The following is a 2082-nucleotide window of genomic DNA, read 5'->3' as shown; positions in this document are numbered from 1 at the left end:
TTTGCTTTAGTTGTGTATAATTTCTAGAACTAAACAGTAAATAGGGAAAGCTGACAAGGACTAAACGAGAGACGGTGTTGAGGCGATAGCCCATAATTTAATATTCCTTGCTTGTGCTTATGAGTACCATAACCTTTGTTATTAGTCAAGTCATAAACAGGATACTTTTTTGCTAAACGTATAATCAATGTATCTCGCCAAACTTTAGCCACAATACTTGCAGCAGCGATCGCTAAACACTTACTATCTCCCTTAACAATGACCTTCTGAGGTATAGATAAATCTTTAATTTGCTGATTCCCATCAACCAAAACCAAATTTGGCCTATATTTCAACTTGAGGACAGCTCGCTTCATAGCCAATAAAGAAGCTTGTAAAATATTCAAACGGTCAATTTCGCGCACGGAAGCTATACCAATTTTACAATCCAAAGCTATAGCTTGAATCTCACTAGCCAAATGACTACGACGCTTTTTTGTTAATTTTTTACTATCTGTTACTTCTCCCCCCTGATAAAGGGAAGCTAGAGGAGATGGCAAATCATCCAATTCTGGCAAAATTACTGCTGCTGCCACTACAGGTCCAAATAATGCTCCACGTCCTACTTCGTCCACACCAGCAGTGATAGGTTCAATTATATTAACAGGATATACCATTTATTCTTGAGTAGGGGAGTAGGGGAGTAAGGGAGAAGTCTTTTCAGTTATCAGTTATCAGTTATCAGTACCTCTGGAATAAGGAGGCTTGACATAAGGAATATTCTCTTTTTTTTATCCCCTTAAAAGGATAGGCTTTAGACCACAATTTATCGGTAAACATAAGAATAATTAACAATAACTGGTTAATAATTATCAAAAAATTATTCATTAGATGTTAATTACTTAATAACTGAAGTGTCACTTAAGCGTGGCACTTTTTTTAAAATTGGTATTACAGAACTGAGGTTTATAGATATAGCAAGGAACGAGTTGGTGTTTGATAGAGATTGATGATGAACTTGAGACAGAGAAAAGCTTTTACCGAATAATTAAGGTTTAAAGCCTCTCATTTAAAGGAGAAAAAATTTTCCCTTTTGCGTCAATCCTCTTCTTTTCAAGGAGAGGTAATAATTAATAATTAATTATTAATTATTAATTGTTGAACACTGTTCCCTGTTCCCTACTATAAATATAAATTCTGTTTATTCTTCTGTAGCTGCCGAAGAACGACGACGACGACGCCTAATTGGCCCTGAATCATCAGAGTCATTGCTATCTGAACTTAGATCGACATCTGAATCACTCAATTCTGCCTCGTATTGACCATTTTCCTCATCACTATCAAAATCACTTTGATCTTCTGACTCTAAAGACATTGATGAATCAACCTCCTCTACTTCTAATTGCGGTTCTTCATCGTTATCTTCCTCTTCGTACTCTACTTCTGACTCAAGCTCAACATCTTCTTTTTTTTCTGTTGTTTCTCTAACACTATTCTCCCCAGGTTCCTGAATAGAAATAATTACTGATTTAGGATTTTTAACCGTTCCCTCCTCTAAAAGTGTTATTGGAGAAATACCCATCAAAGCATAAACATCTTGCTCATCAGGTGTCATTTCTACTGTCACTATCTCTGGAGGTTCAGTAATAGGTCTAATTATCTCTCTTCCCGGGCGTCGATTAGGTGTTGTTAGTGGATATCCTTCTGAAAGCATAGGATATTCCATATCTGTGCCCATTTCTCTTTCTTGCAATTCTAATGATTCATCTTGCATTGTTTCACCGACTCCTACTCGTCGCCGTCGTCGCCGTCGGTTAGATTCTTGATAACTAGGGTGATTCAACAATTCTAAATCTGAGGAATGATTAGTAGACTCTACTTCTTGATATCCTTGTGTAGTCTCCCCAGTAGAAGTTTGAGTTGCTGTTACCAAAGTTGGAGGAGCAATAGTTGGTCTCATAGTTTCTTCGACCTCTGGGGTACGACTAACCACAGACAAATTAACTTCCTCCATCGGAATTTCTGATTCCCCTGGTAAACGAACTAAATGTCCTAATCCATTACAGCTAGGACAAGTGTGACCAAAAAGTTCATATACATTTT

1 protein-coding gene and 1 pseudogene are annotated in these 2082 nt (G+C 37.1%); both read right to left on the bottom strand.

The features are described 5' to 3' along the window. Positions 1-29 precede the first annotated feature (29 nt). Positions 30-656, bottom strand: a complete 627-nt coding sequence (locus F6K13_RS30120) for a ribonuclease HII (protein ID WP_124147620.1) — start codon at positions 654-656, stop codon at positions 30-32. A gap of 524 nt (positions 657-1180) precedes the next feature. Then, positions 1181-2082, bottom strand: a pseudogene (locus F6K13_RS30115) (ribonuclease E/G); the annotation flags it as partial.

Origin of the sequence: Okeania sp. SIO2B9, assembly GCF_010672505.1 — a bacterium.
GTDB lineage: Bacteria > Cyanobacteriota > Cyanobacteriia > Cyanobacteriales > Microcoleaceae > Okeania > Okeania hirsuta.
The sequence above is the reverse complement of the archived record's forward strand: the minus strand, read 5'-3'. Positions and strand labels throughout refer to the sequence as shown.